The organism is Streptomyces sp. NPDC014889, from assembly GCF_043081205.1.
Taxonomy (GTDB): Bacteria; Actinomycetota; Actinomycetes; order Streptomycetales; family Streptomycetaceae; genus Streptomyces.
Map to the genome: position 1 here is coordinate 91,966 of NZ_JBIBWH010000014.1, position 25,442 is coordinate 117,407.

Annotated in this window: 28 protein-coding genes; 12 read left to right on the top strand and 16 right to left on the bottom strand. The window is 73.3% G+C overall.

Going from position 1 to position 25,442, the window contains the following annotated elements; translation table 11 throughout:
• The first annotated feature begins 26 nt into the window (after positions 1 to 26).
• Complete coding sequence (locus ACF09J_RS26900; RefSeq protein ID WP_392308017.1) at positions 27 to 875, top strand: pentapeptide repeat-containing protein; 849 nt, start codon at positions 27 to 29, stop codon at positions 873 to 875.
• Between the two features lie 112 nt (positions 876 to 987).
• Positions 988 to 1,713, top strand: coding sequence for a DUF2470 domain-containing protein (locus ACF09J_RS26905; protein ID WP_392308018.1), 726 nt, complete (start codon positions 988 to 990; stop codon positions 1,711 to 1,713).
• On the opposite strand, the gene ACF09J_RS26910 is transcribed toward ACF09J_RS26905, so the two are convergent.
• From ACF09J_RS26910 to ACF09J_RS26925, 4 genes are all read right to left on the bottom strand, one after another.
• Positions 1,681 to 2,931, bottom strand: coding sequence for a lactonase family protein (locus tag ACF09J_RS26910; RefSeq protein WP_392308019.1), 1,251 nt, complete (start codon positions 2,929 to 2,931; stop codon positions 1,681 to 1,683). The two genes, ACF09J_RS26905 and ACF09J_RS26910, sit on opposite strands and share 33 nt — an antisense overlap.
• 822 nt (positions 2,932 to 3,753) lie before the next feature.
• A complete protein-coding gene (locus ACF09J_RS26915) occupies positions 3,754 to 4,788 on the bottom strand; it encodes a hypothetical protein (RefSeq protein WP_392308020.1) in 1,035 nt (344 codons plus the stop codon).
• Entirely contained in the window at positions 4,785 to 6,092 is a 1,308-nt protein-coding gene (locus tag ACF09J_RS26920; protein ID WP_392308021.1) for an aromatic acid exporter family protein, read from the bottom strand. The genes ACF09J_RS26915 and ACF09J_RS26920 overlap by 4 nt, the downstream gene beginning before the upstream one ends.
• Before the next feature lie 53 nt (positions 6,093 to 6,145).
• The gene (locus tag ACF09J_RS26925; RefSeq protein ID WP_392308022.1) at positions 6,146 to 6,640 is read right to left on the bottom strand and encodes an FBP domain-containing protein; all 495 of its coding nucleotides are present in this window, start codon (positions 6,638 to 6,640) and stop codon (positions 6,146 to 6,148) included.
• Positions 6,641 to 6,725: 85 nt separating this feature from the next.
• On the opposite strand from ACF09J_RS26925, the gene ACF09J_RS26930 reads away from it, so the two are divergent.
• The 3 genes from ACF09J_RS26930 (at position 6,726) to ACF09J_RS26940 (ending at position 10,401) form a co-directional block, all read left to right on the top strand.
• Positions 6,726 to 7,736, top strand: a complete 1,011-nt coding sequence (locus tag ACF09J_RS26930) for a phosphotransferase family protein (protein ID WP_392308023.1) — start codon at positions 6,726 to 6,728, stop codon at positions 7,734 to 7,736.
• Positions 7,737 to 7,827: 91 nt separating this feature from the next.
• Positions 7,828 to 9,114, top strand: coding sequence for an ROK family protein (locus tag ACF09J_RS26935; RefSeq protein ID WP_392308024.1), 1,287 nt, complete (start codon positions 7,828 to 7,830; stop codon positions 9,112 to 9,114).
• Between the two features lie 75 nt (positions 9,115 to 9,189).
• Positions 9,190 to 10,401, top strand: coding sequence for a cysteine desulfurase-like protein (locus ACF09J_RS26940; protein WP_392308025.1), 1,212 nt, complete (start codon positions 9,190 to 9,192; stop codon positions 10,399 to 10,401).
• Positions 10,402 to 10,436: 35 nt separating this feature from the next.
• On the opposite strand, the gene ACF09J_RS26945 is transcribed toward ACF09J_RS26940, so the two are convergent.
• From ACF09J_RS26945 to ACF09J_RS26955, 3 genes are all read right to left on the bottom strand, one after another.
• Positions 10,437 to 11,246, bottom strand: coding sequence for an SAM-dependent methyltransferase (locus ACF09J_RS26945; RefSeq protein ID WP_392308026.1), 810 nt, complete (start codon positions 11,244 to 11,246; stop codon positions 10,437 to 10,439).
• A 206-nt stretch (positions 11,247 to 11,452) separates the two neighbouring features.
• Complete coding sequence (locus ACF09J_RS26950) at positions 11,453 to 11,698, bottom strand: DUF397 domain-containing protein (RefSeq protein ID WP_392308027.1); 246 nt, start codon at positions 11,696 to 11,698, stop codon at positions 11,453 to 11,455.
• A 3-nt stretch (positions 11,699 to 11,701) separates the two neighbouring features.
• Positions 11,702 to 12,523: a helix-turn-helix domain-containing protein gene (locus ACF09J_RS26955; RefSeq protein ID WP_392308143.1), complete on the bottom strand. Its 822-nt coding sequence runs from the start codon at positions 12,521 to 12,523 to the stop codon at positions 11,702 to 11,704.
• A gap of 271 nt (positions 12,524 to 12,794) precedes the next feature.
• Here ACF09J_RS26955 and ACF09J_RS26960 point away from each other — a divergent pair, with 271 nt between their 5' ends.
• Positions 12,795 to 13,445, top strand: a complete 651-nt coding sequence (locus tag ACF09J_RS26960; protein WP_392308028.1) for an ATP-binding protein — start codon at positions 12,795 to 12,797, stop codon at positions 13,443 to 13,445.
• Positions 13,442 to 14,419: a DUF6624 domain-containing protein gene (locus ACF09J_RS26965; protein WP_392308029.1), complete on the top strand. Its 978-nt coding sequence runs from the start codon at positions 13,442 to 13,444 to the stop codon at positions 14,417 to 14,419. The genes ACF09J_RS26960 and ACF09J_RS26965 overlap by 4 nt, the downstream gene beginning before the upstream one ends.
• A gap of 27 nt (positions 14,420 to 14,446) precedes the next feature.
• On the opposite strand, the gene ACF09J_RS26970 is transcribed toward ACF09J_RS26965, so the two are convergent.
• Together ACF09J_RS26970 and ACF09J_RS26975 are read right to left on the bottom strand one after the other, a co-directional pair.
• A complete protein-coding gene (locus ACF09J_RS26970) occupies positions 14,447 to 15,475 on the bottom strand; it encodes an SDR family oxidoreductase (protein ID WP_392308030.1) in 1,029 nt (342 codons plus the stop codon).
• Positions 15,476 to 15,611: 136 nt separating this feature from the next.
• Positions 15,612 to 16,631 carry a PHP domain-containing protein gene (locus ACF09J_RS26975; protein WP_392308031.1) on the bottom strand — a complete coding sequence of 340 codons (1,020 nt, stop codon included), beginning with the start codon at positions 16,629 to 16,631 and terminating at the stop codon, positions 15,612 to 15,614.
• A gap of 110 nt (positions 16,632 to 16,741) precedes the next feature.
• On the opposite strand from ACF09J_RS26975, the gene ACF09J_RS26980 reads away from it, so the two are divergent.
• Positions 16,742 to 16,975 carry a hypothetical protein gene (locus ACF09J_RS26980; protein WP_392308032.1) on the top strand — a complete coding sequence of 78 codons (234 nt, stop codon included), beginning with the start codon at positions 16,742 to 16,744 and terminating at the stop codon, positions 16,973 to 16,975.
• A gap of 15 nt (positions 16,976 to 16,990) precedes the next feature.
• Here ACF09J_RS26980 and ACF09J_RS26985 read toward each other — a convergent pair whose 3' ends face one another.
• Together ACF09J_RS26985 and ACF09J_RS26990 are read right to left on the bottom strand one after the other, a co-directional pair.
• Positions 16,991 to 18,232 (bottom strand): RICIN domain-containing protein, encoded by a 1,242-nt coding sequence (locus ACF09J_RS26985; protein ID WP_392308033.1) that lies wholly within the window; start codon positions 18,230 to 18,232, stop codon positions 16,991 to 16,993.
• Between the two features lie 126 nt (positions 18,233 to 18,358).
• Positions 18,359 to 18,913, bottom strand: a complete 555-nt coding sequence (locus ACF09J_RS26990) for a VanZ family protein (RefSeq protein ID WP_392308034.1) — start codon at positions 18,911 to 18,913, stop codon at positions 18,359 to 18,361.
• Between the two features lie 195 nt (positions 18,914 to 19,108).
• Between ACF09J_RS26990 and ACF09J_RS26995 the strand changes: the two genes are divergently transcribed.
• Positions 19,109 to 19,321, top strand: coding sequence for a DUF6980 family protein (locus ACF09J_RS26995; RefSeq protein ID WP_392308035.1), 213 nt, complete (start codon positions 19,109 to 19,111; stop codon positions 19,319 to 19,321).
• Positions 19,322 to 19,351: 30 nt separating this feature from the next.
• Here the strand turns inward: ACF09J_RS26995 and ACF09J_RS27000 are convergent, their stop codons facing one another.
• Positions 19,352 to 20,014, bottom strand: coding sequence for a DUF4230 domain-containing protein (locus ACF09J_RS27000; RefSeq protein WP_392308036.1), 663 nt, complete (start codon positions 20,012 to 20,014; stop codon positions 19,352 to 19,354).
• A 191-nt stretch (positions 20,015 to 20,205) separates the two neighbouring features.
• Here ACF09J_RS27000 and ACF09J_RS27005 point away from each other — a divergent pair, with 191 nt between their 5' ends.
• Together ACF09J_RS27005 and ACF09J_RS27010 are read left to right on the top strand one after the other, a co-directional pair.
• Positions 20,206 to 21,174, top strand: a complete 969-nt coding sequence (locus tag ACF09J_RS27005) for a ribose-phosphate diphosphokinase (protein WP_392308144.1) — start codon at positions 20,206 to 20,208, stop codon at positions 21,172 to 21,174.
• A gap of 165 nt (positions 21,175 to 21,339) precedes the next feature.
• Positions 21,340 to 21,723: an anti-sigma factor antagonist gene (locus tag ACF09J_RS27010; protein WP_392308037.1), complete on the top strand. Its 384-nt coding sequence runs from the start codon at positions 21,340 to 21,342 to the stop codon at positions 21,721 to 21,723.
• A gap of 68 nt (positions 21,724 to 21,791) precedes the next feature.
• Here the strand turns inward: ACF09J_RS27010 and ACF09J_RS27015 are convergent, their stop codons facing one another.
• Complete coding sequence (locus ACF09J_RS27015; protein WP_392308145.1) at positions 21,792 to 22,733, bottom strand: NADP-dependent oxidoreductase; 942 nt, start codon at positions 22,731 to 22,733, stop codon at positions 21,792 to 21,794.
• Between the two features lie 137 nt (positions 22,734 to 22,870).
• Between ACF09J_RS27015 and ACF09J_RS27020 the strand changes: the two genes are divergently transcribed.
• Positions 22,871 to 23,263: a VOC family protein gene (locus ACF09J_RS27020; protein WP_392308038.1), complete on the top strand. Its 393-nt coding sequence runs from the start codon at positions 22,871 to 22,873 to the stop codon at positions 23,261 to 23,263.
• 31 nt (positions 23,264 to 23,294) lie between these two features.
• Here the strand turns inward: ACF09J_RS27020 and ACF09J_RS27025 are convergent, their stop codons facing one another.
• The 3 genes from ACF09J_RS27025 to ACF09J_RS27035 all read right to left on the bottom strand — a co-directional run bounded on the left by ACF09J_RS27025 (position 23,295) and on the right by ACF09J_RS27035 (position 25,328).
• Positions 23,295 to 23,594, bottom strand: a complete 300-nt coding sequence (locus ACF09J_RS27025; protein WP_392308039.1) for a DUF4235 domain-containing protein — start codon at positions 23,592 to 23,594, stop codon at positions 23,295 to 23,297.
• A 50-nt stretch (positions 23,595 to 23,644) separates the two neighbouring features.
• Positions 23,645 to 24,664: a glutathione S-transferase family protein gene (locus tag ACF09J_RS27030; protein WP_392308040.1), complete on the bottom strand. Its 1,020-nt coding sequence runs from the start codon at positions 24,662 to 24,664 to the stop codon at positions 23,645 to 23,647.
• Between the two features lie 217 nt (positions 24,665 to 24,881).
• A complete protein-coding gene (locus ACF09J_RS27035) occupies positions 24,882 to 25,328 on the bottom strand; it encodes a nitroreductase family deazaflavin-dependent oxidoreductase (protein ID WP_392308041.1) in 447 nt (148 codons plus the stop codon).
• Positions 25,329 to 25,442: the final 114 nt, after the last annotated feature.

Here is a 25,442-nt window from a genome sequence, read left to right on the forward strand (position 1 = left end):
CACCGCCGGTCATTAGGCTGAACATCATGCAAGATCGAAAAGACACCCGGCACGAGCGGAGCGGACTTCGGGGCGACTGCGCCCGCTGTTTCGGGCTCTGCTGTGTCGCCCTGCCCTTCGCGGCCTCCGCGGACTTCGCCCTGGACAAGCCCGCCGGACAGCCGTGCCCGAACCTCCGGGACGACCACCGGTGCGGCATCCACACACGGCTCCGGCAGAAGGGCTTCACCGGCTGCACGGTCTACGACTGCTTCGGCGCGGGGCAGAAGGTCTCGCAGGTCGTCTTCGGCGGACGGGACTGGCGCACGGGGTCCGGGGCGGACGCCCGGCTGATGTCCGAGGTCTTCCCGGTGGTGCGGCAGTTGCACGAGCTGCTGTGGTACGTGACCGAGGCGCTCACCCTGAGCGCCGCCCGCCCGGTGCACGGCGAGCTGCGCCGGGCGCTGGAGCGGACCGAACAGCTCACCCTGCTGCCGCCCGGGGAACTCGTCGCGCTGGACGTCGGCGCGCACCGCCAGGAGGTCAACGTCCTGCTGCTGCGCACCAGTGAGCTGGTGCGCGCCGGTGCGCGGCGCGGGAAGGGCAGGCCGAAGGACCGGCGGGGAGCCGACCTGATCGGGGCCCGGCTGAAGGGGGCGGATCTGCGCGGCGCCAGTCTGCGCGGAGCCTGCCTGATCGCCGCCGACCTCACCGGAGCGGATCTGCGTGACGCGGATCTGATAGGCGCCGACCTGCGGAACGCGAATCTGACGGACGCCGATCTGACCGGCGCGATCTTCGTCACCCAGCCGCAGCTCGATGCGGCCCGGGGCAGCGCCGCCACCCGGCTGCCCGGATCGCTCTCCCGCCCCGCCCACTGGACGACGGAGAACTGACCCGGCGCCGTCTCCTGGTCGCGGCCCGCCCGGCCGACACGCCCGGCCTGGTTGGCACACTCCCCGATCTTCGATAACTTAGGCAAGCCTAACCTAAGAAGGGGGTTGAGGGATGGACGACAGCCAGACCTGGACGGCGGAGCCCGGAGCGGCACAGCGGGCGCGGTCCGTGCTCGCCGCCGCCTGGTCCTGCGCGGTGACCGCGGAGGGCGGGCGGGAGGAGTACGCCGGCGCCCACACCGTGACCGAGGACGGCCGCGTCCTGCTGCACGTGCCCGGGGACAGCGCACTGCGCGCCGCCGCCTTCTTCGCGCCGCGCGGCGAGCCGTCCGCCGTCCTGGAGTTCGCCGACGTCGCCCCCGTCCCCGTACGCGACCGGATCCGCGCCCGACTCCGGCTCGCGGGACGGCTCGTCCCCGACGCGGAGCACCTGGTGTTCCACCCCACACGTGTCGTGCTGCGGCAGCCGTCCGGCGCGGTCGTCGTCGGCGCCGAGGAGTTCGCCGCCGCCGTGCCCGACCCGCTCGCCCTCGCGGAGGCCGGCCTGCTCACCCACCTCGCCGACGCCCACCCCGAGGCGGTGGAGCGGCTGACCCGGCTGGTCGGACCCGACAGCCTGCACGGCGCGGTCCGCGTCCGGCCGCTCGCCGTCGACCGGCACGGACTGACCCTGCGCATCGAGCGCGCCCGCACCCACGGCGACGTGCGCCTGCCGTTCCACGCGCCCGCCGACGCCCTCGACGCGCTCACCGAGCGCATGCACGTCCTGCTGCTCCGGGCGGGCGCCGCCTCCTGCCCGCGCGCCCTACAGCGGCAGCGCGCAGACGGCGACCGGTGAGGGGAACGGCGTACCCGCCAGGCGCAGCGCCCCGTTCGCGCGGGCGACGTGGAAGACGCTGACCGTGTTCGACTTCTGGTTCGCGGCGAACAGCAGCGCGCCGTTCGGCGAGAAGGCGATCTGACGCGGGAAGTTTCCCGCGACCGGCGTCGTGCCGAGCAGCTTCAGCCGGGCCCCGCCCGCCTCGACGGCGTACCGCGCCAGGGTGTTGTGGCCCCGGTTGGCCAGGTAGGCGAACCGGCCGTCGGCCGTGACCAGGACCTGCGAAGGGTAGTTCTTGCCCGCGCCCCCGCCCGTGGACTGCGTCGCGCCGATGGTCAGCCTTCCGGTGGACCGGTCGTACCCGCACACCGCGAGGGTGTCGTCGGCCTCGTTGGCGAGATAGGCGTACCGGCCACCCGGGTGAAACGTCAGTTGCCGCGGCCCGGCGCCCGGCCGGGTGTGCGCCTGGGACACCTCGGTGAGGCGGCCCGTGCGGGTGTTCAGGCGGTACGTGTAGACGGTGTCGGTGCCGAGGTCCACCGCGAGGACATGGCCGCCGTCCGGGCTGGTGATGACCTGGTGGGCGTGCGGCCCGTTCTGTCCGGGGCCGGGCCGCGGGCTGGTGTGGGTGACCAGGTCGGCCCGCTCGCCGAGCGCGCCCGAGGCGGCTATCGGGTGCACGGCCACACTGCCGGAGCCGTAGTTGGCGCTGAGCAGCCAGCGCCCGCTCGGGTGCACGGACAGATGGCAGGGCCCCGAACCGCCGGTGCTCCGGGTGCCCAGCACCCTCCGGTCGGCGAGCCGTACCGCGGTCACGCCGCCGGCCTGCCGCTCGTCGACCGCGTACAGCGTGCGGCCGTCGGGGTGCACGGCGAGGTACGACGGGTCTGCGACCCCGGTGATGGCGCCCCGGCCGCCGACGGCGCCCGACACCGGGTCGTACACCGCCAGGCCGATGCCCTTGCCGCCGCCCGGCGCGGAGGTGTAGGTGCCCAGGTACAGGGGCCGGGGACCGGGCGGCCTCGCCTCCGGCCGGCGACCGCTCGCGGCGGCCTCCGGCGGGTTCTTCTCGGGCGCGGATCCGGTCCGGGGTGCCGCCGGCGCCGGAACCGCCAGCACGGCGGCGGCTCCCGTCAGCGCCCCGACGAACTGCCGCCTGCTCCAGCCTCCCCCGGCCTCCCGGCGCCCGCTGAGCGGGGGAGACCCCCGTCGCGACGCCCTCGCACCACTGTCCATGCCCGCACCTCAAGGTCGTCGGCTGTCCGGTCGTGGACTGCCACCTTGACGCGCCCCACCGCTCCCACGCAAACGGGACGCCGTCACCACCATGGCGGGGCCCCCGGGCCGCTCCCGGCCAGACCGGCGAACGGGACCAGCCAACCGCCGCACCCGCCGGGACCGCCGGCCCCTGGTTCCGGTCGCGACCGGGCAACGACGACTTCTCACAACCGCCGCCGCCCCGACCGGGCCCCGAACCGGCCCCTCGGACCGTGGACGGCGCACACCGCCGACGTACCGCGGCCGGACCCGGGTGCTCCGCGCAGGACAGGGCGGGTCGGCCCGGCGGCCCGGCCGCGCCGACGCGCGGTGGCTCGCGGCCCGCTCGCGTGGAGGCGTCTCGGGTACGTGCGGCGGTGGCTCGGTTCCGTGCAGGGCCGGGTGGTCCGGTCGGGTCCGGGTGGACTGCTCGCGCCGATGTGCGGCGGCTCGCGGATCGCCCGCGCCGCCATGGGCGGCGTACTCGGCACGGTCCCGGCCAGGCCGGCGAACGGGGCCCTGGCGACCGCCGTGCGCGCCGGGTCGGCCGCGCCGACGCGCGGTGGCTCGCGGCCCGCTCACGTCGATGCGTTCCGGATGCGTACGGCGGTAGCCCGTTGCTCCGTGCAGGGCCGGGAGTCCCGGGTGGACGCGCGGACCCGGCCGCGCCGATGCGCGGCGGCTCGCGGATCGCCCGCGCCGCCATGGGCGGCGTAGGTCGGCCGCACCCACCGCGCGGCTCATCGCGGATCGCCCGCGCCGACGTGTTCCGGATCGTACGGCGGCAGCCGCCCGGTGGGCCTACCAGTCTCCGTCCTGCACCGGCTTGCCCGGTGCGTCCTTCAGGGGACGGACCTGGTGTGGTGACGGTTCCTGCCACGGCTCGTGGTCGTCGCCGAGCCAGTCACCGGCCGGACGTACCGCCGACAGCGAGTCGGTGGGGGCGAGGTCCTCGGCGTCCTCGTCGTAGTAGTCGAACCAGGGCAGGCCGGCGCTCGTGTACGCGGCGCGGTCGACCGGCGACGGCGGGGGAGCCTCGCCGGTGATGCCGCGCCACTGCGGAGGCGTCACCAGGTGCACGAACACTCGCCCCGCGGGCCGCTCGGACCAGGCGCCCGGAGGGCGGTCGTCCCGGTACACCTCCTGGCGCATGGAGCCGCCGACGCCGAGCCCCATGGCGGGCGCGGCCCGGCGGGGGGCGGCCGGCGCGGCGCCGGGCGCGGGCGGGGCCGCCGCCATGGGGGCGGCGCCGCAGATCTGGGCCGACCGGGCCGCCTCCCGACGCCGGCGCTGCCGCTCCTCCTCACGCCACCGGGCCAGTTCGGCGTGGTTCAGCGGGAACGTCTGCATCTGCACGCCGCCCCACACCTCCTCGCCCGTGACCTGGCCCTCGACGCTCGCCCCCAGGCCCAGCGGCACGGCGACGAACTGGCGCACCGTGCCCTTGCCGGAGTTGATGCCGTCCAGCCAGGGCTGGCGCGGCAGCACCACGTAGTTCTGCGGGTCGCGGGACAGCCGGTCGCTCCACGGCCGGCCCGACACCGCGCACACCTTGCCCACGCCGACCTGAAGGGCGGCCGGCTCGCTCGTGCCCGCGAAGCTCAGCCACATCGCCTCACGCAGATACACCGGCAGCATCACACCGCCGCGCGCCCGCCACTCCTCGGGCACCGAGTCCGCGTAGTCGGCCACCCGCCGGACCGGGAACTCGCCCAGCCCCGGCGGCAGCGGATGCGTACCCTTCTCCGGCAGCCGCAGGGTGCGTATGAACCGCACCGCCACACCGCCCGGCAGCCGCAGCGTGTTCCCGTCGATCCGCACCGTCGATCCGGTCATGCCTGTTCCCCTCCCTCGCAGGACCGCGCCGTCGTACGACCGCGCCCCTGTCGCACAGAACGCCGCGCGACGCCCGCGCGGTTCCGCCGCTGCCGGACCGGCGCGCCCAGCCGGTCCCCGAGCCGGGTCAGCCGCGAGGCGCGCTCGCGCTGGGCGCGGGTGTGCCGGTCCAGCTCCTCCAGGAGCCGGCGTGAACGGTGCTCGGTGTCCATCTCGTCGATGATCCGGTCGACCTCGGTGAGCACCGCCCCGTGGAGCTGCCACTGGCTCGCGTCCCGCTGCACCTCCTCCAGCAGCAGCTGTGCCACCTTGTCGCGGGTGGCGGACGTCTGCCGAAGCTGGGCGGCCAGCCGCGACTCGGCCTCCTCGGCGCTCACGCTGACGTCCGTGGTGACCAGTACCGCGAAGCTGACCACCGCGTCGGCGATCTCGCACAGCAGCTCCTGCACCAGGGCTCCGGTCTGCGGCGAGAACATCGGCTCGGGAGCCCGCTGCTTCGCCAGGTCGGTGAAGGTGCGCGCCAGCACCCGCAGCACGACCGTGCAGATCTCCAGCGTGTCGAGACCGGTGCGCAGCACCACCCGGTGCAGCAGGCCCTCGCGCACCCGCGGATTGAGCCGCAGACTGTCCTCGGCCTGCCGGAGGGCGGCGTCCACGTCGGAGATGTCGTGGTCCAGACGGCGCGCCTCGTGCAACTGCTCCGCGGCACGCTCCACGGGCGGATGCCCGGCCGCCTCCTCGCCCATCCGCAGCATCAGCTGCCGCACACGGCGGGCCAGGCCCTCGATCGACGCGCCCGCCTGTTCGGTCCACACCGGGGGAGCGAGCAGCAGATTGCAGCCGAGGCCGACCACCGCGCCGATCAGTGTCTCCTCGACCCGTGCCGAGGCGGTGCTGCCCACGGCGGTGACGCCGAGGACCAGCATCGCGCTGATCGCCACCTCGGGCACGAACTCGTCCACCCGCACCAGGTGACCGACCGCCAGCGCCGCCAGGATCACCAGGGCGAGGCTCCACCAGGTCAGCCCGACCAGCAGGGAGAAGGCGATGGCCACGAGCACCCCGGCCACCACCGAGTTCACCCGGCGGATTCCGGTGGTCAGCGTGGAGTACAGGGTCACCTGGACGACGAGCAGGGCCGTCAGCGGCGCGGTGAGCGGCGCGGGCTCCGGGCTCAGCCGCAACGCGATCACATACGCGATCGTCGCCGCGGTCGTGGAGCGCAGCGCCTGTACGACCACGGGGTCCCGGTGCCGCTTGGCCATCCGAACCAGGGACGAGGTCCAGTCACGTACCTTCCGCATCCCTTGCGCAGTTCCCCGATCGCGCGGGGGCCGAACGTGACCGGGCGGTGCGGTCAGGCGTACAGCTTGTCGAGGAAGGCCGCCAGGTTGGCCGTGGTGCGGGCGATCTGCTGCTCCAGTGTGAGGCTCTCCTCGAAGCGCGCGCCGGAGTCGGGGACCTTCTTTCCGCGTACGTAGAGCGAGCAGGCCAGGTCGGTGCACATGTACACGCCGACCGAGTTGCCCTCGCGGCCCGCCGCCCCGGCCTTGCGGGCGGTCATCAGGGAGACCCCGCCCCCGCGGTGCGTGGTCAGGCACAGCGAGCACATGCTGCGGTGCAGGAACCCGCGCTGCGAGGCGGGGAAGCGCAGGGCGATACCCATGAGCCGGCCCGCCCGCTCGGTGACCAGATAGCTGCGGTCGGGTGCTCCCGGATCGCGCCAGCCCAGGAAGTCCAGGTCGTCCCAGGGGCGGTCATCGAGGTCGCGGGGCACGGACAGGCGCTTGGCCTCGCCCTTGGAGCAGTTGACGAACGAGTTGCGCACATCCTGCTCGGACAGTGATCTCATGCGGGCCTCCGGGGGACGACAGGACAAGTTGCCTAAGGGGATTAGTTTTGCGGCTAGGGTAAGCAGGGACCGAAAGGGGGGTCCAATGGATTTCGGTGACCCGGACGCGCCGCCGGCGCGGTCCTGGGAGCGGGCCCGGCGCGCGCTGCGGGCCGCGGGCGTCCCGCCCGGCCGGCTCGCCCGGCTCCGCGCGCTGGGCGGCGGCACGTACAACAGCGTCGAGGAGCTGTGCCTGGCCGACGGCACCCGGTACGTGCTGAAGGTCCCGCCCGCCCCGACCGCGCCCGCCCTGCGCTACGAGACGGACCTCCTCGTCGGCGAGGCCGAGTTCTGCCGCGGGGCCGCACGGGCCGGAGTGCCCGCGCCGCGCGTGGTCACCGAGGGCGAGGAGGCTGGCCGACGCCACCTGCTCATGACCGCCTGCCCCGGCGAGCCGTGGGACGCGTCGGTGACGGACACCGAGGCGGCGGACCTGCGCGCCCGCCTCGGCGGCCAGGTGGCCCGGCTCCACCGGGTGACCGGCCCCGGCTTCGGCTACCCCTCCGGCGCGCTCGGCCCGCTCGCCCCCGACTGGCGCACCGCCTTCAGCGCCATGTACGCCGCCGTCCTCGACGACGCCCGCCGCTACGGCGCCACGCTGCCCCTGCCCGCCGACGAGATCGCCCGCACGGCCGAGGCCGCGTACGGAGCCCTGGGCGAGGTCGCCGTGCCGCGCCTGGTCCACTTCGACCTGTGGCCCGGCAACATCCTGCTCGACCGCTCGGCGACCGGCGTCCGCATCGGCGGCCTGATCGACGGCGAGCGCATGTTCTGGGGCGATCCGGCGGCCGACTTCGTCTCGCTCGCGCTGCTCGGGGACATTCGCGAGGACGAGGCCTTCCTCGCGGGCTACCGTGCGGCCGGGGGCCGGGCCGAGTTCGGCGGGACCGCCCGCCTGCGGCTCGCCCTGTACCGCAGCTACCTCTACCTGATCATGCTCACCGAGACGATTCCGCGTGCCCTGGAGCCGGATCACGACCGCTGGGTGCGCGACCATGTCGCCCCCGAACTGGCCCCCGCCGTCGAGGAGATCGGTCGGCTTACCGTCACCTCTTAATTTATTGCGTGGACTAAGGACAGTCAGAAGTCGCGCCCGGACGGCCCGCGGCGGTATGTTGCAGCTCGGGCACGGTTCGGGAGGGAGCCACATGGCGGGGCGGAACGGGCGCACGGTGCGCGATCTCAGAAGGGGCAACCGTTCGGCCGTACTGCAACGGCTCTACTTCGACGGCCCCCTCAGCCGCTTCGAGCTCGGCCCCGCGACCGGCCTCAGCTCCGGCTCGGTCAGCAACGTCGTCGCCGACCTGGTCGCCGACGGCCTCGTCGAGGAGGCCGGCAGCGTCGACTCCGACGGCGGCCGCCCGCGCACCCTGCTGCGCGTCGCGCCGGGCAGCGGCCACATGATCGGCGTGGACGTCGGCGAGACCCGGGTCCGCGTCGAGCTGTTCGACCTCACCCTCACCGAACTTGCGCGCACCGAAAGGCCGTTGGAGTCCCAGGGCTACGACGTGGAGGTGATCACCGGCCACATCCGCGACGGGATCGCCGAGGTGCTGGCCGTGGCGGGCCTGCCCCCGGAGCGTCTCCTCGGGGTCGGGATCGGCGTTCCCGGCATCGTCGAGCCCACCTCCGAGCGCGGTGCCGTCGTGCACGGGCAGACCATCGGCTGGGACGCGGTGCCCCTGGAATCCCTGCTCCGCGCCGGGTCCCGGCTCCCCGACGGCGTGCCGTACTTCATCGACAACGGCGCCAAGACGCTGGGCCAGGCCGAGATGTGGTTCGGCGCCGGACGCGGCGCCCGCAACGCGGTCGTGGTGCTCTTCGGCTCCGGCGTCGGCGCCTGCCTGGTCACCCCCGAGGTGGAGCGCGGCCGGGCCGTGGAGTGGGGCCATCTGACGGTACGGGTACGGGGGCGCCGCTGCCGCTGCGGCGCCCTGGGCTGCCTGGAGGCGTACGCCGGCGCGGAGTCCCTGCTCGCCCGGTGGCGCGAGGAGGGCGGCCGGCCGCCACGGGGCATCGACGAGGAGACCGCGCTCACCGCCCTGCTGGCCGCCGCCTACCCGCCCGAGGGCACCGCCGCCGACCCCGTGGCGCTCGCCGTCCTCGAGGAGACCGCCGAATACCTGGGCGCCGGCCTGTCCGACCTGATCAACCTGTTCCAGCCCGAGCGCATCCTCATCGGCGGCTGGGCCGGTCTCCAGCTCGGCCCCCGCTTCCTGCCCGCCGTACGCCGTCACGCGACCGCCTACGCCCTGCGCCACCCCGCCGAGCGGGTGACCATCGACCTGGGCAGACTGGGCCCGGACGCGGTCACCGTCGGCGCCGCGATCCTGCCCCTCGCCGACTTCTTCACCCGCGGCGGCCGCCGCGCCGAACCGGCCCGCAAGGACCCGGTCCCCGCCTGGCAGACGGCCCTGGAGGAACGCAGGACGTAGGGGGCTGTCCCCGGGGCGCGGGGCGATGGATCATGGGGACGCATCCCTCACCAGGAGCGTGCGAAGGAGTGTTCCGTGACGCATGACATCGCCGGTGTCCGCGCGCAGTTTCCCGCCCTGAAGGCCGGGTGGGCCCATTTCGACGGTCCGGGCGGCAGCCAGACGCCGCATCCGGTCATCGACGCCGTCGCCGAGGCGCTGGCCGGTCCGCTGTCCAACCGGGGTCCGACGACGGCGGGTGAGCGCAACGCCGAGGACTGCGTCGTCGCCGCCCGTGAGGCCATGGCGGACCTCCTGGGCGCCGAGCCGTCCGGGATCGTCTTCGGGCGCAGCGCCACCCAGCTGACGTACGACTTCTCGCGCACCCTCGCCCGGACGTGGGCGCCGGGCGACGAGGTCGTCGTCACCCGGCTCGACCACGACGCCAACATCCGGCCCTGGGTCCAGGCCGCCGAGGCCGTGGGGGCCGTCGTGCGCTGGGCCGACTTCGACCCGGCCACCGGCGAACTGACCGCCCGGCACATCGCGGACCAACTGTCCGACCGCACCCGGCTGGTCGCGGTCACCGCCGCCTCCAACCTGATCGGCACCCGCCCGGACCTGCCCGCGATCGCCGCCCTGGCCCACGAGCGCGGTGCCCTGCTCCACGTCGACGGCGTGCACTGCACCGCCCACGTCCCGGTCGATCTCGCGGCCCTGGGCGCGGACTTCTTCGCCTGCTCCCCGTACAAGTTCCTCGGCCCGCACCTCGGTGTGCTGGCGAGCCGCCCGGACCTGCTGGAGACCCTGCGCCCGGACAAGCTGCTGCCCTCGTCCGACGCGGTGCCCGAGCGCTTCGAACTCGGCACCCTGCCCTACGAACTGCTGGCCGGCACCCGGGCCGCCGTGGACTTCCTCGCCGGGATGGACCCCTCGGCGCGCGGCACCCGGCGGGAGCGGCTCCTCGCCTCCTTCGGCTCGCTCGAACGGCACGAGGACGTCCTGCGCCGCCGGATCGAGGAGGAGCTGTCCCGCTTCCCGGGGATCACCGTGCACTCGCGCGCGGCCGAGCGCACCCCCACCCTGCTGCTGACCATCGAGGGCCGCAGCACCGTCGACGCCTACCGCCACCTGGCCGGACGCGCCGTCGCGGCCCCGTCGGGCGCGTTCTACGCCCTGGAGGCCTCCCGCCGGCTCGGCCTGGGCGACACCGGCGGGCTGCGCATCGGACTGGCCCCGTACAACGACGAGGAGGACGTCGACCGGCTCCTGGAGGCGCTCGCGGACTTCCTGCGTACGGCGCCGTAGGGCCGGGCCCGGCCCGTGAGTTCCGCCCCCCGGGGTCAGGGCTTGCGGGCCACGCCGCCGTGGATGTCGGTGGGCTCGGGGCTGCTGCCCGGCTCGGGGCGCCACAGCGGGCAGGAGACGATGCCGGGCTCGAACAGCTCGAGTCCCTCGTAGTAGGGAGCCAGTTGCTCCGGGCTGCGCAGCACGTACGGGACGGCGCCGGTGTCGTCGTAGCCCTGCTGGGCCTCCTGGAGCGCCTGGTCGGTGTCGGTGCTGTCGTAGTGCACGAAGCAGCTCCCGGAGGGCAGGGCGGCCTGGAGGCGGCGGACGATCGACTTCGCCTCCTCGTAGTCCTGGACGTGGCCGAGGATGCCCATCAGCATCAGGGCGACCGGCCGGTCGAAGTCGAGGATCTTCCCCGCCCGCTCGATGATCGCCTCGGGGTCGTGCAGGTCCGCGTCGATGTACTCGGTCAGCCCCTCGGGGGTGCTGGTGAGCAGGGCCTGGGCGTGGCGCAGCACCAGCGGGTCGTTGTCGACGTAGACGATGCGCGACTCGGGGGCGATGCGCTGGGCGACCTGGTGGGTGTTGTCGTAGGTCGGCAGTCCGGTGCCGATGTCGAGGAACTGGCGGATGCCGAGGTCGCCCGCCACGTAGGTGACGGCGCGGATCAGGTACTGGCGGGAGGCGCGGGCCATCGTCTCGATGGTCGGCGCGTGCTCGCGGTAGGCGTCGCCCGCGATCCGGTCGACCTCGTAGTTGTCCTTGCCGCCCATCCAGTAGTTCCAGATGCGGGCCGAGTGCGGCACCGTGGTGTCGATCCTGGACAGCGCGTCCTGGTCCGGGGTGCGCTCGCCGTCTGCCATGGGGGGTCTCCTGCCGTGCGTGCCGCGGTCGGTGTCTGCCTTCAACTTAGCGCCAACGTCCGTACGCGTGGCTGGAGTTCAGCAGGTCGACGGCGAGGGGGAGGGGCCGGGTGAGTGCTTGGGCGCCCGAGGGGCCGAGGGCCGGAACCGCCGCCGGACCGGGACCTCAGGTCCCGGTCCGGTTCGCTTCCTGTTCCTGTCCCGGCTCAGTCCACCAGGAAGTCCGCCTGGCCCGCCTTGACGCCCCGGAGGAACGCGATCATCTCGTCCCGGCTGTAGAGCAGCGCGGGTCCCTCGGGGTCGGTGGACTGGCGCAGCGCCACCGTGCCGTCGGGCAGGCGCTTGGCCTCGACGCAGGAGCCGCCGTTGGTGCCGCTCCAGGGCTTGTGCCAGCCGGCGGCCCCCAGGCCGCCGGCCGGCATGCCGCTGTGGAGGGGAGTGTCGGATGCCATGGATCACAACTCCTTACGCAGTTCGCCCAGGATGTCCCTGGTGCGTGCGACCGGTTCCGCGTGCACGGACATCCGGTCCAGGACTTCTAGGTAGGTCACGACGTCCTCCGGCCGGTCGTAGTACACCGAGCCCGCGAGGTTCTCGGTGTAGACGACGTCGGGCAGTTCGGAGAAGCCGAAGCGGAAGTGGTGGAAGGGGCCGAAGGCGCCCGGGTGGGCCCCCACCGAGTAGGGCATGACCTGGATGCTGACCTTCGGCATCCGGAGCGCCTCGGCCATCCGGTCGAGTTGGGCCCGCATCACCTCCGGACCGCCGACGGGCCGGCGCAGCACTGTCTCGTCGAGGATGGCCCACACGGCCGGGCCGTCCGGCTTGGCGAGCAGGTCCTGGCGTCTCAGGCGCAGGTCGACGCGGCGGGCGATCTCCTCCTTCGACTCGTTGGGGAAGCCGACCCGCATGAGCGCGGTCGCGTACTCGCGGGTCTGCAACAGGCCGGGCACGTAGTGGGGTTCGTAGAGGCGGATGACGCTGGCCTCGCTCTCCAGGCTCACGTACGCCTTGAACCACTCCGGCAGCACGTCGCGGTACTTGTACCACCAGCCCGGCCGGTTGGCCTCGCGGGCCAGGGTGACGAAGTCGTCGATCTCCCGTACGGGGACGCCGTAGGCGCGCAACAGTTCCTTGACGTACGGGATGCGCAGGCCGACCTCGGCCTTCTCTATCCGGCGGACCGTCAACGGCGTGACCTCGATGGCCCGTGCCGCGCCCTCGAAGGAGACCCCGGCCTGCTCCCGCAGGTGCCGCAGACGCTTGCCGAGGACCATCCGCAGGACGGTGGGCGCGCTCCCGCCTGAGCGGTTCTCCCTCACGTCCTACCTCCCGAAACGGGCATCGTCGCGTGCAGTGTGACATGTCGTCGACGACGCAGACAGGGTGTTGGTGAACGTTCTGAAATTATCAGAACGCAGGTTGCGGGCCGAGTGTGTCCGACACCATAGTGACAGGGAGAGTTGTCGCGCAGAGGGCCGTCGATTCGGCCAACTGTTCTGATGGACAACAGAATTGACGTCCTGACAGATGAGGGTGCGCGGCCCCGTGCGGGGCCTGCGACGCGAGACCTGGATGGCCACCGTGACCGACGGACAGTCGAGGAGCCCGGACGCACCCGGGCCCGCCCGGGGTGCGCGGACGAGCGCGGCCGTCCGGACGCAGGGCGCCGCCTTCGGACCGACGACGGCGCCCGGCGCCCGGCGTCCCGGGCCGCCGCCCGCACCGGAGGACACCGGACACCGGCCGGCCGCCCCCGCGGACCACGGCGGGCCCGGCGCGGACGATCCCTTCCGCATCCGCTCCACCGTGCCCGCCGACCCCTCCTGGGCGGCGGCCGTACGGCGCCTGGTCGCCGGGCAGCTCGCCCGGCTGCCGCTGTCGGCCGACCAGCGCGACGGGGCGGTGCTGGCCACGGACGAACTGTTCGCCAACGCGGTCAAGCACGCGCGCACCGACCCGGACGACACCGTCACCGTGACCGTCGAGGGCAGCGCCCACACCCTGCGCGTGACCGTGGCGGACTCCTCACCGGTGCTGCCGCGCCCGCGACCGGCCGAGGCGACCGCGGAATCGGGCCGCGGACTGGCCATCGTGGCCGCCCTCGCCGACGACTGGGGCATGTCCCCACCCGAACCGGGCAGCCCCGGCAAGAGAGTCTGGTTCACCCTCCGCCACCAAGGAAGCCCGTCCCCATGACGGCCACCCCGGACCATCCCACCCGCGGACCGGCAGCCGGCCCCGCCTCCCCGGGCACGCCGCCTCCGCACCAGGCCGAGGCGACCCCACCGACCGAGCACGGCACGACGCCGTCACGCGGACGTGACGCGGGGGCCCCGCGCGGCCAGGACGCGGTGCCTCCGTCGGCCGACCGGGGCACGGTGCCCTCCCACCGGCAGGGCCCGGTGCGGCCGGACGGGCAAGCAGCGGCGCCGCCGACAGAGCGGACCGCACTGCCGTCGGGCGGGCGAGGCGTGGTGTCGCCGGTGGTGCGCGGTGCGGGGTCCTCGGTCGAGCCGGACGGGCTGCCGTCGACCGGGCGGGGCACGGTGAGGCTGGGCGGGCCGGACGTGCTGCCGTCGGACGGGCAAAGCGTGGGGTCCGGGCGGGACGCGGTGCCGTCGGGCGGCCAGGGCGCCGTGGCACCGGGCGGGCAGGGCGGCGTCTCGTTGGCGGGGGAGGCGGCCTCCCTTGTGGCGGGTGAGCTTGTGCGGCGGGCCGAGGCCGATCGGGAGGTGACCCGGGAGGCCGGGGTCGTGCCCACCGCCGCGCGGCGGCGGGAGGTGGCGGAGTGCCGGCGGGTCAATGCCGAGGCGCTCAGGGTGATCGTGCGTCGGCATGGCTGGCCGACCGTCGAGGCCGTCGGCGGGGCCGCTTCGACGGCCGCCCTGATGATCCTGCTGCACGCCCCGGACCTGGACTTCCGGCTGCGCTGCCGGGATTTGATCGCGCAGGCCACCGCGGACGGCCGCTGCCCCGCGGTGCACCTGGCCTACATCGCCGACCACTGCGCCGTGGAACTGGGCGAGCCCCAGTTCTACGGCACGCGGATCAACCCCGCCACCCTCCGCCCGTATCCCGTGCGCCGCCCGCAGACGCTCGACGAACGCCGCCGGGACGTCGGACTCGGTCCGCTGGAGGAGCAGATGCGGGCACTGCGGGCGCACGGCTGACACCCACAGAACCCGCCCGCGCGCCCCTCACCCGACCTTGCGGCCCCGCAGCGGCTCCGTCTCCTCGCCCTCGCCCCGCTGCAACCCCTGCAGGAACTCCTGGAGGACCTCGGTCGCCGTACGCTCCGGTCGCCAGCCGAGTTCGACATGGGCCCGGGTGCAGTCCATCAGAGGGAGATGGAGCACCGCGTCGAACAACTGGGGCGAGGCGGGCAGCAGCCGCAGCCCCCACGCGGCGGCGATGGCCGAACGTGCGGCGGTGCGCGGCAGCCGCACGGGCCGGGAACCGAGCAGCTCACCCAGCACCCGCGCGTCCAGCGGCGGCTCGGCGGCCAGATTGAACGCTCCCCGCACCTCGTGCGTGAGCGCCAGCCGGTAGGCCCTGGCGGCATCGTCCGTGTGCAGCGCCTGCACCCGCAGGCCCGGGACGTCCGGCAGGAACGGCATCAGCTCGGGCCGGGCCAACTGCCCAGGCAGGAACCGCCCGGCGAAGATCCGCCGCTGCTCGCTCGCCGACTCCCGTTTGAACAGGAAGGCCGGTCGCATCCGGACCACCCGCACGTCCGGATGATCCCGCTCGAAGGTGTCCAGGGCCCGTTCCAGATACGCCTTCTCCCGGCAGTACGCGGCGTCCGGCCAGCCGTGGGTCGGCCACGACTCGTCCACCGCGTGGTCCTTCGGCCCCGGCGAGTACGCGCCGACCGACGAGGCGTGCACCAGGACCGGCACCCGCGCCGCGGCCACCGCCTCGAAGACCCGCATGCTGCCCAGCACGTTGGTGCGCCAGGTGGCCGCCGGATCGTGCGTGGGCTGGAAGGCCCAGGCCAGATGGATCACCGCGTCGGCGCCCGCGAACTCCCCGGCCAACCCGGACTGCTCGAAGGACACGTCCACCGCCGACCACTGAGTCTTCGGCGGCGACCACTGCGGTATCCGGCGGGCCAGTCCCCGTATGGACCCGATCTCCGGATCCTCGGAGAGGACGCGTACGACACTCGTGCCGACATTGCCGGTGGCGCCCGTGACGACGACCCGGCTACCCGAAGCGCTGCTCACCTTCGGCTCCTCTCGGCGGCGGCTGACAGTGCGCATCACCGGGTACCCGGTAACGGCCGGCCGACGCGGGAGGTACGGCCCGAATCGCGCGCACGACCACCGAAACGGGCACCGCGGTCTGCGCGCCCGGCACGCCTCACGGCGTCCGCCGCTCGCGGGCCCAGTCCAGCAGCTGCTCCCCGGTCCACGTGGTCACCACCCGCTCCGGGGGCACCCCGCACTCCTCGGCCCGCGCGCACCCGTGGATCTGCCAGTCGAGCTGGCCGGGCGCGTGGGCGTCGGTGTCGACGGAGAACAGCACCCCGGCCTCGACGGCCCGGCGCAGCAGCCGCCGCGGCGGGTCGAGCCGCTCAGGGCGGCTGTTGATCTCCACGGCCGTGCCGGTCTCGGCACACGCGGCGAACACCGCGTCCGCGTCGAACTCCGACTCCGGCCGCCCCCGCCCGGTCAGCAGCCGGCCGGTGCAGTGGCCGAGCACGTCGGAATGCGGATCGCGTACGGCGGCCACCATGCGGCGGGTCATCGACCGGGCGTCCATCCGCAGCTTGGAGTGCACCGACACCACCACGACGTCCAGCCGCTCCAGCAGCCCGGGATCCTGGTCGAGCGAGCCGTCGTCGAGGATGTCGCACTCTATGCCGGTCAGCAGCCGGAACGGCGCCCACGTCCGGTTCAGCTCCGCGACCACGTCCAGTTGCTCGCGCAGCCGCTCGGCGGACAGCCCGCGGGCCACCGTCAGCCGCGGCGAGTGGTCCGTGAGCACCGCCCACTCGTGCCCGAGGCGCGCCGCGGTCCGGCCCATCTCCTCGATCGGGCTGCCGCCGTCGGACCAGTCGGAGTGCAGATGGCAGTCACCGCGCAGCAGCGCCCGCAGCCGCTCGCCGCCCGGAGCGAGCGGTTCGCCGGCCTCGTCCTCCAGCTTGCGCAGATAACCGGGCACCTGCCCGGCCAGCGCCTCCCGCACCACCTGGGCGGTCTTCGGCCCGACGCCCTTGAGCGACTCGAGCGTCCCGGCCGTGGCCCGCTCGGCCATCTCCCGCTCCGGCAGCCCGGACAGCACCCGGGCGGCGGTGCGGAAGGCGCGCACACGGTAGGTCGGCGCCAGGGACCGCTCCAGCAGGAAGGCGATCCGGTCCAGTGCCTCGACGGGGTCCATCGCCACCTCCACCCCCAGGGTTCCCCGGTGCCGCCGGGACCGCATCACACGGCACTCCGGTGTGTCCAACGGAAGCCCGTCGCCGCGGGCGGCGTTTTACCCTTGAAGGCATGACCGAAGCTGCCCTGCACATCTCCCGGCCGCGGATCCTGGTGCTCGCCGTGCAGCCGGGCAGTCCGCCGTTCCGGATCGTGGAGATCGACGGTGAGGTGGTCGGCGAGGCGACGACCGTCGTCGACGTGCTGACAGCCGCCGCCGCCTTCGGTATCAGCATCCACGACCTCGACGATCCGGACGTGATCCGCTGGGTCGGCGGCGACAAGTTCACCTGGACCGTGCACTAGTGCCGGTCCCGGAGGTCAGCCCACCGTCCACTTCTGGTTGGCGCCGCCCGTGCAGGTCCAGATCTGCAGCCGGGTTCCGTTGGCGGAATTGTTCCCGGTGACATCCAGACACTTGTTCGCCTGCGGGTTCACTATGTCGTGCGCGGAGGAGACGACCCACTTCTGGTTCGCGCCGCCGCCGCAGTCCCAGAGCTGGACCGTGGAGCCGTCCGCGGTGCCGCGGTCCGTGACGTCCAGGCACTTGCCGAGCGCGCGCAGGGTGCCGTCCGAGCCGACCGTCCACTGCTGGGCTGGGGTGCCGTTGCAGTCGTAGAGCTGTACGGGGGTGCCGTTGGCGGAGTTCGCCGCGGCGACGTCCACGCACTTGCCCGCCAGCCCCCGGATCGCGACGCCGCCGGCCGTGTCACCGGTGGTCACCGAGACCGAGTCGACCACGAGCTGCTGCGGGAAGGAGGTGGAGCCGTCCGGGTCGCCCGGCCAGTAGCCGCCCACGGCCAGGTTGAGGATCAGGAAGAACGGCTTGTTGAACACCCACGTCCTGCCGCCCAGGTCGGCCGGTGTGCGGCGCTGGTAGACGTTGCCGTCCACGGACCAGGTGATCGAGTCCGGCGCCCAGTCGACGGCGAAGGTGTGGAAGGCGTCCGCGAAGGCCTGTCCGTTCGGCAGCGAGTAGCCCGCGCCGATGCCGCCCGAGCCGGAGTAGCCGGGGCCGTGGATCGTGCCGTGGACGGTGGACGGCTCGAAACCGACGTTCTCCATGATGTCGATCTCACCGGAGTCCGGCCAGTTGACCGGCGTCCCGAGCATCCAGAACGCGGGCCACATGCCCTGCCCCCGCGGAATCTTCATCCGGGCCTCGACGTGCCCGTACTGCGCGTTGAACTTCCCCGAGGTGTTCAGCCGGGCCGAGGTGTACTGGCACGTCCCGTACCAGCACTGGTAGTTGGACGGGTTCTCGCGCCGGGCGGTGATAACCAGATGGCCCTGGCCGTCCAGGGCCGCGTTCTTGTTGCCGGACGTGTAGTACTGCCGCTCGTGGTTGTTGACGTTGTCGCCGGTCTCGATCTGCCACTTGGAGGAGTCGACGGCCGCGCCGGCGGGGCCGTCGAAGTTGTCGGAGAACGTCACGGCGGCGGCCGCCTTGGGGGTGGCGGCCTTCGGGGAGTCGGCCTGCGCCGGGCCGACGGCGGCGGAGCCGACCAGGGCGGCGGACAGGGCGGCGAAGAGACATCTGCGGAGCAGGCGTGGACGGGCCACGGCTCTCCCTTCCGTGCGGCAGCCCGGGCCCGGGCCGCCGACCGTTGTGGGGGGTGAATGTGTCGCCCTTGATTCAAGGAGTGAGATAAGGGAGCGTCAATACATGGTACGGACCAATTTTGGCCATCACCCACGCGGCTTGCGCGCGTGCACGGCCCGGCCCATGCGCCGGCCCAGGAGCAGCCAACCCAGCAGGGCGCCCGAGGTGTTGAGGACGACGTCGTCGATGTCGAAGGCCCGCCCGGTGATGAGGGCGCCCTGCGCGAACTCCACGAGCAGCATCACCGTCGCGGTCAGGAGCAGCACCCGCAGGACTCCGCGCGCCCCCGGCGCCACGACCGGCACCAGTACGCCGAACGGCACACCGAGCAGCACGTTCCCGCCGATCTGCTTGACCGCCTCCCGTGTCCCCGCCCCCTCCAGATAGGCCCGGAGGGAGCTTCCCAGGCGCAGATTGCTGTGCGCGATGGACGCCGACGCGGGCGACGGCTCCAGCGTCAGCTTCGCCAGGACGACCGCGAACGCCACCATGAAGGCGAAGGCGCACAGCATCGCCAGCAACCGCACCGGCCAGGGCGCGGGCCGCCGGACCCCGCCGCCCCGCCGCCCGCCGGCCTTGTCCCGGACCTTGGCCCCGCGCGGGCGTAAGACGGTACGCGCGCTGCTCACCACCCGGCCCATTGCCACCGCTCCTCCCGGACGTCAACTCCCTTGCCAGACACACCGGTTACCCGCGAACCGACCGAGGATGCGCTGCCGTTCCGGGGGCCTTGCGCCATGGGGCGAGCCGCTCGCGAGCGCCCGGATTTCCCACGGTCCGCCGCGGCCGTGGATGATCGGGTCGGCGACGACCGTCCCCTACGAGAAACCGAGGTCATGAGCAACCACTGCTGTGAGGCGATGAGCAGTCACGTGGACATGCGCTGCGGCGTGCACGACGACCCCTTCGCCTGTCCGGACGCCCTGATCGGCTACAGCGCCGAGTTCCAGGAGTACGGGCTGATCATCCATGACGGCGGCACATCGAGCATCACCATCGACTTCTGTCCCTGGTGCGGGCGACGTCTCGCGGAGCCGCGGCGGGAGTGACGGAACGCCCGGCCTGCGGCCCGGGGGCGTTCAGGGGCCGTACGTGACGTGGACCTCCTTGAAGCCGAGGGACTTGAGGAGGCCTTCGAGCATGCCGGTGGTGTTGGCCTCGGCCCGGGCCGTCAGGCCGCTGTCCTCGGCCGCCTGAGCGATGTGCTTGACCGCGAGCCGCTGCACGGCCTGTTCGCTGTTGGGGTTGTCGGAGAACAGGTCGCCCAGGCGGTCGAGCAGACCGCGCTGCTTGGAGACGGCGTAGGAGTGGTCCGCGTCCAGGGCCGGGCGGCCGAGCCGCGCGTGCGGCAGCCGCAGCGTGGCCGTGGTGCGGTCGCCGTCGACCGTCACGTCCTGGTCGCCCAGCCGGCCGAGGTCCACGTAGGCGTCCACGGTGCCGGCGCCGACGTACAGGGTGCGGGTGCCGCGGATCGCGTCGGGCAGGTACTTGCTGTCCTTCTCCAGGTCCACGACGACCTGGAAGTTGCCGGACGCGGCGTCGTAACGGCTCAGGTCCTGGATGGACTTCAGGAGCGCGGGGCCCGAGCGGTCGTGCGTCTCGGTGCCGAACAGGTCCTTGATGCCGGGCAGCACGGCCAGCGCGACACCGGCGAACAGCAGCGCCAGAACCACTACGACGGCGCTCACCGCCTTCGCCCAGCCGGGCAGGCGCCGGGTGGCTCGCTCGGGGGGAGTCGTCATCCCACGGTTCTCCTTCCTCCCTCCTGAGAATGCCCGCCAAATCCGTTGTCAGACAGGTCAGTTGACCGGCCGCAGGGCGGCTGCGGCCCCCCTGGGGGCCCGCCTCGCCCCGACGGCGGCGTACCGCGGAGCGTCGCCGGGCGCTCAGTAGCATGAGCCGGGAGTCGGAAATGATCAGCGAGGAGCGGATCGTGCGAGACATCGCGGTGTTCAGCGGCAGCGCCCACCCCGACCTGGCCGCGGAGGTGTGCGCGCATCTGGGCGTGCCCCTCAGCCCGGCGCGGGTCAGCCGGTTCGCCAACGACTGCCTGGAGGTGCAGCTCCGGGCGAACTGCCGGGAGCGGGACGTCTTCCTCATCCAGCCGCTGGTCAAGCCGGTGCAGGAGCACCTCGTCGAGCTGCTGCTGATGTGCGACGCGGCCCGCGGCGCCTCCGCCGGGCGGATCACCGTCGTGATGCCGCACTACTCCTACGCCCGCTCCGACAAGAAGGACGCGCCGCGCATCTCGCTCGGCGGCCGGCTGGTGGCCGACCTGCTGGTCGCGGCGGGTGCGAGCCGGGTCCTGGCCATGACCCTGCACGCCCCGCAGGTGCACGGCTTCTTCTCGGTGCCCGTCGACCACCTGCACGCGCTGCGCGAACTCGCCGAGCACTTCCGCCAGTACGACCTGTCCCGCACCACCGTGGTCTCCCCGGACCTGGGCAACGCCAAGGAGGCCGCCGCGTTCGCCCGGATGATCGGGGCCCGGGTGGCCGCCGGGGCCAAGCAGCGCTACGCCGACGACCGGGTGACCATCAGCTCCGTCATCGGAGACGTGGCCGGGCGGGACGTCATCGTGCTGGACGACGAGATCGCCAAGGGCAGCACGGTGCTCGAACTGCTCGATCATCTGCGCGAGTTGGGGCCCCGCTCGATCCGTGTCGCCTGCACCCACGGCCTGTTCGCGGCGGGCGCCCTGAAACGGCTGACCGAGCAGAGCGACGTCCTGGAGATCGTGTGCACCAACACCGTGCCGGTGCCGGTGGACGACGAGGAGTACCGGGCCCACAAGGGCAAGCTGCGGATCCTGTCCATCGCCCCGGCCCTCGCCGAGGCCGTGCGCCGCCTCCACAACGGTGAGTCGGTGAGCGCCCTGTTCGACGCGCCGCCCGGCGAGTAGCCCCAGTCGGCTGGAATTCGGAGACATATGTCAACCGAACATGCTGGAATTCACTCTTACGAGGGTAACTTGCTGAGCGGGCAGGGGTGTTGGGCCCCCTAGGCCGGGGGATGCTGTGTTCTCCGAGCCCGTCGTACGAGGAGCCGGCTGGAGGGGAAGGTCGTCGTGCAGCAGGAACCTGCGCCGTCGTTCACCCGGCATCTGCGTGTCCACCGGGACCGAGGGCACACGGTGCTCGAGTTCCGCGGCGAGATCGACATCGCCGCCGAGGCGCAGATCGCCCCCCACATCGACCGGGCCACCGCACCGCCCGGGGCCCGGGTCGTGATCGACCTGAGCCGGGTGGACTTCTTCGACTGCTCGGGTCTGCGCCTGCTCTACCGGGCTCGCGGCCGGGTCCTCGACCACGGCGGCGAGCTGCACCTGGTGTGCACGCACCCGCTGACCCTGCGCATCCTGAAGGTCACCGGCCTGTCCCGGCTGCTGCCCCCGCAGCCGACGTTGGAGGCGGCCCTGGCACAGCACGGGGCCGCGTCCGGCTCCGTGTGACCGGGACCGGGCGCGTCGCCGGCTCCGCATCACCGGCACGCCGACGGACGGGTGCCGGTCACCGGGCGTCAGTCCATCAGCAGGACCAGCTTGCCCGTGGTGCGGCCGGTTTCGCCGGCCTCGTGCGCCCGGGCGGCCTCGGCCAGGGGGAAGGTCCCGGCGATCGTGGCGCGCAGCCGGCCCTCCTCGACGAGCCGCGCGATCTCCCGCATGTGGTGGTGGTCGGCGTCGACGAGCATCCGCACCGCCCGCACGCCGAGCCGCTCGGCCTCGCGGTAGAGGTCGTCGGAGCCGACCGGCACGATCGACACCACGATCCCGCCGGGCCGCAGCACCCGCAGCGAACGCAGCGAGGTCTCGCCCCCGATCGGGTCCAGTACGACGTCGACGTCCCGCACCGCCTCGGTGAAGTCGGTGGAGCGGTAGTCGACCGGCTCGTCCACGCCGATGCCACGCAGGAAGTCGTGCTTGCCCGCACTGGCGGTGCCGAAGACGTACGCGCCGCGCGCCTTGGCGATCTGCACGGCCACATGGCCGACCCCGCCGGCCGCCGCGTGGATCAGCACCCGCTGCCCCGCCCGCAGGTCCGCCCGCTCCACCAGCGCCTGCCACGCGGTCAGCGACACCAGCGGCAGCGCGCCCGCCCGGATGTGGTCGATCCCGTCCGGCTTCGGCGCGAAGTGCCGGGCCGGTGCGGTCACGTACTCGGCGTGCGAGCCGTGGCCGTACGGGTACGACAGCATGCCGAAGACCTCGTCGCCGGGCCGGAAGAGGGAGGCTCCGACGCCCGTCGCCTCGACCACCCCGGAGACGTCCCAGCCCAGGACGAACGGCGGTTCCCCCAGGAAGAGGCCGCCGGCCCGGTGTTTCCAGTCCGTCGGGTTCACCCCGGCGGCCCGCACCCGCACCAGCACCTCGTTGGCCCTCGGCACGGGCCGCTCCAGTTCGGCTTCCCGCAGCACCTCGGGACCGCCGAGGACGTCCTGACTGATCGCGCGCATCATCTCCATGCCGTTCATGGTGAACCACTCCGCCCTCGCCCGCCCGTTCGTCCGGTGGCGCGGGCCTGAATCCGCGGAGCCGGGATATCCGGGAAGGAGAGGCGGCCGGACACTCACGCCCCGCCGCCGGACCCTACGGAGGAGACATGCCACTGGTGAACGCGGGCGTCGTGGTGCTCGACTGCGCCGAGCCCGAGAAACTCGCCGTGTTCTACAAGGAGTTGCTCCAGGCGCGGGAGACGGACGTGACCGCGAACCTGGTGGAGATCAGGGCCGCCGACGGACTGCGGCTCGCCTTCCGCCGTGACGCGGGCGCGACACCGCCGAGTTGGCCGCGCCCCGAGAACTCGCTCCAGGTCCACCTGGACTTCCTGGTGGAGGACCTGGACGCGGCCGAGCGCCGGGTCGTCGAACTCGGCGGCCGGCCCCTCGAGGCCAAGGACGCCCCCGGCCCGTACGAGGAGCGAAGCTGCTCCGACCCGGCCGGCCACACCTTCACCCTCCGCCGCGTCCTCGACATGGGTCCCAAACAGGGCTGACCCGGCCCGGCGCCGGACCGGGCGGTACGGGTCAGTCGCGGTCGTCCCTGGCCTTGGCGGGCCAGACGCCGATCGAACGTTCGACGGCGGTGGCACCCGCCCGGTCGACGGCGCTGCGCACCACGGCGAAGATGGCGCCCTGCACGGCCGCGGCGAGCAGGATCTCGCCCCAGCGGCGGTTCTCGTCGAGCGGTTCGGGCGCCTCGTCCTCGTGGCGGATGGCCTTCCACGTCGCGCGGAACGCCAGGCCCGCCAGCGCGCCGCCGGCCCAGCCCAGCACGAAGCCGACGGGCTGGTAGACGAGCGGGAGCTTGAGCTTCTTCTTGGCCATCGGTGTCTCCTTTGCCGGTAAGGGGGCGAGGCTCTCGGGGCGGGCCGTCGTCAGGGCCGGCCCTGCGGCGGGACCTCCTCGCCGGGCGGTACGGGGCCCGGAGGCGTCCCGTCGCCGAAGGGGCGCCCGCCGAGCTCCTCGCGGTGATGCGGGCTCAGCCATCCGGCCAGGTCGGGGCCGAGGGGCACGATCCGGGTCGGGTTGATGCCGGTGTGCACCTGGTAGTAGTGGCGCTTGATGTGGTCGAAGTCGACCGTGTCCCCGAAGCCGGGCGTCTGGTACAGGTCCCGGGCGTACGCCCACAGCACCGGGTTCTCGGCGAGCTTCCAGCGGTTGCACTTGAAGTGACCGTGGTAGACGGCGTCGAACCGGACCAGCGTGGTGAACAGCCGGATGTCCGCCTCGGTGATCGTGTCGCCCACGAGGTAGCGCTGTCCGGCCAGGCGGGACGCCAGCAGCTCCAGCCGCCGGAACACGCCCGCGCAGGCGGCCTCGTACTCCTCCTGGTTCGTGGCGAAGCCCGCCCGGTACACACCGTTGTTGACGTCCTCGTAGACCTCCGCCATCACCGTGTCGATCTCGTCGCGCCGTGCCCGCGGGTACAGGTCCGGGGCGCCCGGCCGGTGCAGCGCGCTCCACTCGGTGGCGAGGTCGAGCGTGATCTGCTGGTAGTCGTTGGTGACCAGCTCGCCGCTGGGCACGTCGACGACCGCGGGCACGCTCACCCCGCCGGGATAGCCGGTCTCCCGCCGGTCGTAGGCCTCGCTGAGGAAACGGATCCCGAGCACGGGATCCCGGCCGTCGGCGTCCAGGGTGAAACGCCAGCTCCGGTCGTCCTGGATCGGATCCACGACGGCCAGGGACAGGGCTTTCTCCAGCCCCAGCAGCCGCCGTGAGACCAGTGCCCTGCTCGCCCACGGGCAGGCCCGGCTGACCACCAGCCGGTAGCGTCCGGCCTCCACCGGCCGGCCGTCCCGCCCGTCGGCGGTGATCCGGTCCGCGAAGTGGCTCCTGGACCGTTTGAAGGCCTTGTGGCCGTAGGCGCTGTTGCCCTCGCCCCCGCCGCTCATGTGTCCTCCCTGCTCGGCCTGCTCGACGGATGTCCTGGTGAAACACGTTCCCCGAAATCCGCCTGCGGCACGGCGCGGGACGCGGCGGACCGGCCGCGGCGGGCCGGGCGCGGGCGCGAAAGGGCCCCGCCGCGACGGGGGAGCGCGGCGGGGCCTGACAGACGCATGCCCGGACGGGACGGGCTCATGCCTCCCGGCCGGAATTTCTCGCGGCGGCTCAGCTCGCGGCCGGTTCCAGCACGAAGACCGGGATCTCCCGTGAGGTCTTCTCCTGGTACTCCGCGTACGGCGGGAAGGCGGCCACGGCCCGCTCCCACCAGCGCGCCTTCTCCGCGCCGGTGACCTCACGGGCCGTCATCTCCTGCTTGACCGGGCCGTCCTGGAGCTCGACGCGGGGCTCGGCCCTGAGGTTGAAGTACCAGAAGGGGTGCTTGGGCGCACCGCCCTGGGAGGCCACCACGGCGTACCGTCCCTCGTGCTCCACACGCATCAGCGGTGTCTTGCGGATCCTGCCGCTCCGAGCGCCCACGGTGGTCAGCAGGATCACGGGCAGCCCCGTGTCCCGCAGCGTGATCCCCTTGGTGCCGCCCGAGCTCTCGTACAGCTCCACCTGCTCCCGCACCCACTGGGTCGGGCTGGGCTCGTACACACCCTCAAGAGCCATGCCGGCCGTCCTCTCGTCGCGTCCCGTGACCGATGGTGCACGCCATTCAACATCCGCCCGCTCCTGATTCATCCCCACCGCGCCGCCACGCGGGCCGCGGCTCCCACCGGGCCG